This is a genomic window from Shigella sp. FJ200513 (genome assembly GCF_040495915.1).
Lineage (GTDB): Bacteria > Pseudomonadota > Gammaproteobacteria > Enterobacterales > Enterobacteriaceae > ECMA0423.
The window spans coordinates 19,996-27,221 of record NZ_JBDYCV010000056.1 but is presented as its reverse complement, the minus strand read 5'-3'; the positions used below and the strand labels follow the sequence as shown (position 1 = coordinate 27,221).

Sequence of the window (7,226 nt, the reverse complement as noted above, 5' to 3'; positions counted from 1 at the left end):
GGTGGAGCTGCATGACAAGGTCATCGGGCATTATCTGAACATAAAACACTATCAGTAAGTTGGAGTCATTACCAAAATGGAGAATGTTATCATTGCTACACCCTGTGCTTAATAACTGCAACTCTCCGCCGTTCAGCGATGCTTTGATAATTCTGTTCCCATAGATATCGTTATCAAAATAAAGCGTAAATATCATATTTCCGTAACTGTTATCATCTCTTTTTTTGCACGTCCGAATAAACGCATTCAGTAAATTACTCTCTCTAAGAAAATAAATATCTTCATTGTTGTTAATGACATTAATAACGTCGTTCTTAAAATCCTCAAAGTCTTGTTGCGGTAACTTCTGGTTACGCTGCTTACTATCAGCAAGCGGTGAATCCGGACGACAACAACATAGGTTTTGTATAACCCCCAGCATTCTTTTCACCTCCGTTAACAGTATATTCACGACACTGAAACGAGAGAATGCTGATAATTTTCTCGGCGAGATATCAAAAATCGCTCATTATAAAACAAGTAACTTCAACGTCGCGTAACCGTGGACGATAAAAAAACAATAATGTCATTCATATTTAAATAATTTAGCCTTAAATGATTTAAATAATATTAGCCACCTGATAAATACATTTTTAATGATAGAGAGGGTCAACAGGCTTGCGGAAGTCGTCACATCTTCATGTTTTCAATAGCTAAACTTTGATATTGAACATGATTTTTATCGATATATATGAAAGTATATATCGATTTTACTTTTCAGGATGTTCACCATGCCCATAACCAGACGGACGTTTGCGCAGGCACTTGCATCTACCCTGCTCCTGCAGTCTCTACCGTCCTTTTCACAAACAGTTAATCGTTTTGCTTCGCAATCTCTTCCCGAAGCCCAAAACATTACACGCATCGTCAGCGCAGGCGCGCCCGCCGATTTGCTCTTGCTGGCTGTCGCGCCAGAAAAAATGGTCGGTTTTTCCTCTTTTGATTTTGCCCGTCAGGCATTAATTCCATTGCCAGAGCACATTCGCCAGTTACCCAGGCTGGGACGACTCGCCGGGCGCGCCAGCACACTATCGCTGGAAGGGCTTATGGCGTTACATCCCGATTTGGTCGTTGATTGCGGCAATACGGATGAAACCTTGATCTCCCAGGCACGGCAGGTTAGCGAACAGACACAAATCCCCTGGTTATTGCTTAACGGAAAACTGGCGCAATCAGCAGAACAGTTAACAACGCTTGGCAAAACGTTAGGCGAAGAGCACCGCGCCGCAGAACAAGCCAATCTCGCCAGCCACTTCGTTGGTGAAGCTCAGGCATTCGCCACCTCACCCGCCGCTAACCTCCGCTTTTATGCTGCGCGCGGTCCCCGAGGGCTGGAAACGGGCTTACAGGGTTCGTTGCATACCGAGGCGGCGGAATTATTAGGTTTGCACAACGTCGCGCAAATAGCCGATCGCCACGGCCTGACACAGGTTTCCATGGAAAATCTCCTGCGCTGGCAGCCGGATATTATTCTGGTTCAGGAGGCCGTTACTGCAGATTTTATTCGTCGTGATCCTCTCTGGCAGGGCGTGAAAGCCGTTGCGGAACAACGCATCTTATTTTTAAGTGGCTTGCCCTTTGGCTGGCTCGATGCCCCGCCGGGAATCAACCGTCTTCTGGGATTACGCAGACTTCACGCCTGGCTGGATCCCGCCATCAATCGCCAGTTTAAAAGTGACATGCAGCATTACGCCCAACTGTTCTGGCATTGTTCACTCAGTGATGCCGACTATCAAAAATTGGTGGCGAGCTAATGAGAATCGTAAACGGATGTATTTTGCTGCTGGCAGCTATCAGTATCACTTTTGCCGCCGTAAGTGGGGCTTATCATCTCGATATGCAGCAACTGCTGGCGCTAATTCTTCGTCAAGAAAATGAGTCTGTGCAGGAACAAATTGTCTTCTGGCAAATCCGCGTGCCGCGTATTCTTGCTGCGCTGTTACTGGGCGCAGCGCTGGCAGGAGCCGGAACCACCTATCAGGGAATGTTGCGTAATCCCTTAGTTTCACCGGATATTTTAGGCGTCTCCGCCGGTGCCGGACTTGGTGCCTGCGCGGCAATCCTGTGGGGATTACCCATTGTTTACATCCAGCTGTACGCATTTTGCGGCGGGCTGATGGTGGTCGCGGGCGTCTGGTTGATTACGCGTCGGGTGACCCGCCACGATCCGATCTTAACCCTGGTGCTGGTAGGCATTGCGTTAGGAACGTTGTGCGGAGCGGGGATATCGCTAATTAAAACGCTGGCCGATCCTTACACCCAGTTACCGTCAATTACCTTCTGGTTGCTGGGGGGACTGTCCACCGTGACCTTACGCGATCTCTGCTATGCTGCACCGATCATTCTCATAGGCTCCTTGCCCCTGTTTTTTCTCCGCTGGCGCATGAATTTACTCACGCTTTCCGACGACGAAGCCCGTTCGCTGGGACTGAACGTGACGCGTCTGCGCTTTGGATTGATTGTCTGCGCCACACTAATCACCGCCAGCACGGTAGCAATAGCGGGCATAATTGGTTGGATCGGTCTGGTCGTTCCGCACATTGCCCGCTTGTTGACCGGTCATAACCATCAGCAGCTGTTGCCTATGGCAATGTGTACTGGCGCTATTCTGCTCCTGCTTACCGATACGCTGGCGCGCAGCATTGGAACAACAGAAATCCCACTTGGCATTCTGACCGCTTTTGTTGGCGCACCGTTTTTCCTGCTTTTGTTGTTACGCGGAGGTCGCCAGTGACTTTGCTTGCCGTTCGTCATGCGTCTCTGGGTTACTCCCGCCATCCAGTGCTACGCGACGTGTCCTTCACCCTGTCGCAAGGAACAATTTGTTGTCTGCTTGGCGCGAATGGTTGCGGCAAAACCACACTCATGCGCTCCATTCTTGGCGTTATACCGTTATTAAAAGGCGAGATCCTACTGGATAGCCTCTCTGTGCAGACACTCAGCCATCGCCAGCGCGCACAGGCTATTGCCTGGGTGCCGCAGGCGCACGACGGTATTTTTGCTTTCAGTGTGCTGGATATGGTGTTGATGGGCCTGGCCCCCACCATAGGCGCTTTTTCCGTTCCCGGTAAGCAAGAACGCCTGAAAGCCACGGAGCAACTGGAAAAGCTGGGCATTTTGCATCTGGCGACACGACGCTGGAATACGCTTAGCGGCGGTGAACGTCAGCTGGCTTTAATCGCCCGTGCACTCGTCCAACAACCGCGCTTGTTGTTACTGGATGAGCCCGCCTCCAGCCTCGATTTCGGTCATCAGATCCAACTTCTGGACACGCTGGCGCAGCTCAAAAATAACGGCATGACAATGTTAATGTCGACTCACCATACGCTCCATGCCAACGCCATTGCCGACAGCATTATCCAAGTAGAGCCAGATGGACGAGTAACACAAGGCTTACCGACCGAACAGTTAACAACGAACAAACTGGCGGCCCTGTATCGGGTTTCTGCCGACCAAATTCATCATCACCTCTCTGCAATTAGCCGCTAAGGAACAATCATGCTCATTGATGATATTGATTTTGCAGACCTTTATCTGCAGCAACTCAAACTGGCTCACCGCACAGAAAAAACGCCCGATCACTGGGATCAACGGGCGGAGAAAATGGCGGAAAATTGCGCCTCGCCAACGGACAGCTACCTGCAACAACTGATCGCTAAAATTGACCTGCAAGGCGCTCAGACCTTATTCGATATGGGCTGCGGACCAGGCACCGTATCGCTGGCGCTGGCTGACAAACTCACTACGGTTTATGGCGTTGATTACAGTCAGGGGATGCTGAACGTTGCCGCCCGCCGCGCCGCCGCACTGAAGGCTGACAATGTCCACTGGATCCAGCGCGCCTGGGAAGAGGACTGGAGTGACCTGCCACGCTGCGATATTGCCGTGGCTTCCCGCTCCACTCTGGTGGCTGATATGCGCCATGCAATGAGCAAACTGAATAATCAGGCACGGCTTCGCGTCTATACAACTCATCTGGTCAGCACCTCGTTCGTCTCTCCAGCCATTCAGCGGGCGGCTGGTCGGGAAGTGATCGAATTACCCAACTATATCTTTGCGCTCAACGTCCTGTATCAGATGGGAATTTATGCCCACGTTGATTTTATCCGTGGACAAAATTGCCAACAGGATAACAGCACCTGGGAACGTTTTGAGCAGAACGTCAGCTGGAGTCTTGGCGCGCTTAACGACGATGAGCGTGAGCGGTTATATCACTGGTATCAACAACAAGATGCTCGTGCCCTCGCCCCTGCCAGCCGCGACTGGGCGCTCATCTGGTGGGATAGCGTACCGCAGGAGGCACTGTGATGATTTTCCTTTCTCAGGCACAAATCGATGCGTTACTGCTGGAAGATATCCAGGGAGGTGACCTGACCACGCGAGCATTAAATATTGGACACCAGCCTGGCTATATAGCGTTTTTTCACCGTCAGGGCGGCTGCGTCAGCGGCGTTTCTGTCGCGTGTAAGATGTTAACTACGCTGGGATTAACTATTGATGACGCGGTCAGCGACGGTTCACAAGCGAACGCGGGTCAACGGCTAATCCGTGCGCAGGGTAATGCCGCAGCACTTCATCAGGGATGGAAGGCAGTCCAGAATGTGCTGGAGTGGAGTTGCGGTGTTTCTGATTATCTCGCTCAAATGCTGGCATTGCTTCGTGAACGTTATCCTGACGGCAATATCGCCTGCACCCGAAAAGCAATTCCGGGCACCCGCTTACTGGCTTCGCAGGCAATTCTGGCTGCCGGAGGACTAATTCATCGTGCCGGATGTGCGGAAACCATATTATTGTTTGCCAACCACCGCCATTTTCTTCATGACAATCAGGGCTGGTCAGGCGCAATCGCTCAGTTACGTCGCCACGCACCCGAGAAGAAAATTGTTGTTGAAGCCGACACGCCGAAAGAGGCTATCGCCGCGTTACGCGCACAACCAGACGTACTTCAGCTCGACAAATTTAGTCCGCAACAGGCAACTGAAATTGCGCAAATAGCGCCGTCGCTGGCTCCTCACTGCACGCTGGCTCTGACCGGCGGAATTAATCTGACGACACTCAAAAATTACCTCGACTGCGGCATTCGCCTTTTTATTACCTCCGCGCCTTATTACGCGGCACCAGCTGACATTAAAGTCAGTCTGCAACCCACAGCCTCTATTTAATTCTTTGTTAAACGGAATTTATTCTATGAGACTCAAAAAACGTTATCTCTGCACAGCATTATCACTTGCCTTTACCCAGCAGGCCGTAGCGGCTCAGGAGAGCGACACGCTGACCGTATGGTCCAGTCCGGTATCATCGACGACGACCACCGTTCTCGATCAACCCACCATGAAGGCCTTGGATAAACAGAATGTCGCTCAGGCATTAAGTGTCGTCCCCGGCGTGGTGCTGCAAAAGTCAGGCAGCCGCAACGAAGAACAGGTAAAAGTTCGTGGCTTTGATAGTCGGCAGGTGCCGGTCTATTTCGACGGTGTGCCCATTTATGTCCCCTATGACGGCAACCTCGATCTGGCGCGGATTCTGACCAACAATCTGGGGGCAGTCGAAGTTTCCAAAGGGTATTCGTCGCTGCTTCATGGGCCTAATCAGATGGGCGGAGCCATTAATATCACCACCCTGAAGAAGCAAGTCTGGGATATCGCCAGGGATGGAGCCGTAGTCAGGACAATGCCTACGATATGCATGCTTCATTTGCCGCCAGCAGCGATCTTGGGTATTTGCAAGTCAGCGGTAGCCAGCTAAAGCAGGATTTTCTCGGCCTGCCGCATGGTGTAAATAATGATATTGCAGGCAAACACGGCAAGATGATTAATTCATCGGCTGATGATAAACGCGGCATTGTGAAGCTCGGTTTTACACCGCGCGAAAACGATGAATACACGCTGACTTACATTAAGCAGGATGGTGAAAAAGATAACCCGCCATACAGCGGAAATTGTGGTCAAAAATCACGCTACTGGCAGTGGCCAGAGTATGACAAAGAAAGTTTTTATTATCAGGGAGCGACCCAACTAAACGACCGTTTTACCCTGAAAAGTCGGCTGTATCGCGACACCTTTGAAAATACGCTGATGATGTACAACTCGCTGGCTGATTTGAAAAATAAAAAAGGCAGCTACAGCCATTATTCCGATTACAGCGACGGTGCCGGATTACAACTGGCAGCCGATGTGCGTGAAAACGATCTGCTGTCGTTTGCCGTTAACTGGAAAGATGACGTACACCGGGAAAAAGGTGCGCCGCACGCCGCTTACGATCGCTATGAAGATCGTACCTGGTCGCTCGCCAGTGAATATCAATGGGCTGCTGCTGATAATGTCGATGTCGTGGCGGGAATCAGCTATGACTGGCGCGATAGCGTAGAAGCGAAAAAACACGAGAAAGATGGCAGCATCACCCATTATGACGACAACAATCAGTCAGCTTTTAACTGGCAGGTGATGGGGAAATACCACTTTGCCAATGAAGACACTCTGGCGCTTTCGTACTATGACCGCACACGCTTTCCGACGCTGAAAGAACGCTATACCACATCCAAACCTGCGTATAACCAGATAGCGATTGTTAACCCGCAGCTCAAGCCGGAACGCGCTCGCGGGGTGGATTTAACCTGGAATGGTGCCTTCACGCGCGACTGGGGATTTGAGGTCAGCGTTTACTATAACCGGGTGAGTGATGCCATCCTCTCGCACAATATCAATGCCGATACCATTCAAAATCAGAACAGCGGCACGGTGGATTACAGCGGTCTGGATGCCGGTATTAAGGGGAAAATCAGCAATATACTGGATGTAGGATTGAGCTACGCTCTGATCCACGCTGACGCCAAACGCAAAGACATCGGCAAGATAACCGATCTTCCAACGCAGACAATGACCGCATGGATGACACTCAAACCATGGGAGCCGTTAAGCGTAACGCTGTCGGAAGAGGCGCGTTCCTCCAGCTACAGCAACAGTGACGGTTCACAAAAAGCCGCCGGTTTTGCGGTGACCCACATTCGAGCCGATTACACCTTAGGTCATGGCTTCAGCGTCAATGCGTCGGTCAATAACCTGTTTGATACCCAATATGCCTACAGTGAAGGGTTTATTGAAGAAGGTCGCAATTTCTGGGCAGGTGTCGAGTATACGTTCTGATGTGAAAGCGGATAGCGGCATCTGTATCGCTATCCGCCTTATGAA

General features: G+C 50.8%; 6 protein-coding genes and 1 pseudogene. All 7 read left to right on the top strand.

Annotated elements, in window-relative coordinates; genetic code table 11:
* Position 1: 1 nt before the first annotated feature.
* The 7 genes and pseudogenes from ABZJ92_RS13240 to ABZJ92_RS13210 all read left to right on the top strand — a co-directional run bounded on the left by ABZJ92_RS13240 (position 2) and on the right by ABZJ92_RS13210 (position 7,181).
* Positions 2-58 (top strand): IS1 family transposase, encoded by a 57-nt coding sequence (locus ABZJ92_RS13240; RefSeq protein WP_003032489.1) that lies wholly within the window; start codon positions 2-4, stop codon positions 56-58.
* A gap of 712 nt (positions 59-770) precedes the next feature.
* Positions 771-1,793: an iron ABC transporter substrate-binding protein gene (locus ABZJ92_RS13235; protein WP_001123164.1), complete on the top strand. Its 1,023-nt coding sequence runs from the start codon at positions 771-773 to the stop codon at positions 1,791-1,793.
* Positions 1,793-2,773 (top strand): FecCD family ABC transporter permease, encoded by a 981-nt coding sequence (locus tag ABZJ92_RS13230; protein ID WP_001223651.1) that lies wholly within the window; start codon positions 1,793-1,795, stop codon positions 2,771-2,773. Before ABZJ92_RS13235 ends, ABZJ92_RS13230 begins: the two co-directional genes overlap by 1 nt.
* Complete coding sequence (locus ABZJ92_RS13225) at positions 2,770-3,528, top strand: ABC transporter ATP-binding protein (RefSeq protein WP_000173321.1); 759 nt, start codon at positions 2,770-2,772, stop codon at positions 3,526-3,528. The genes ABZJ92_RS13230 and ABZJ92_RS13225 overlap by 4 nt, the downstream gene beginning before the upstream one ends.
* A gap of 9 nt (positions 3,529-3,537) precedes the next feature.
* Complete coding sequence (locus tag ABZJ92_RS13220; RefSeq protein ID WP_000903995.1) at positions 3,538-4,347, top strand: class I SAM-dependent methyltransferase; 810 nt, start codon at positions 3,538-3,540, stop codon at positions 4,345-4,347.
* Positions 4,347-5,201 carry a ModD protein gene (modD, locus tag ABZJ92_RS13215; RefSeq protein WP_000576842.1) on the top strand — a complete coding sequence of 285 codons (855 nt, stop codon included), beginning with the start codon at positions 4,347-4,349 and terminating at the stop codon, positions 5,199-5,201. The genes ABZJ92_RS13220 and modD overlap by 1 nt, the downstream gene beginning before the upstream one ends.
* A 25-nt stretch (positions 5,202-5,226) precedes the next feature.
* A pseudogene (locus ABZJ92_RS13210) lies at positions 5,227-7,181 on the top strand (TonB-dependent receptor plug domain-containing protein).
* Positions 7,182-7,226 lie beyond the last annotated feature (45 nt).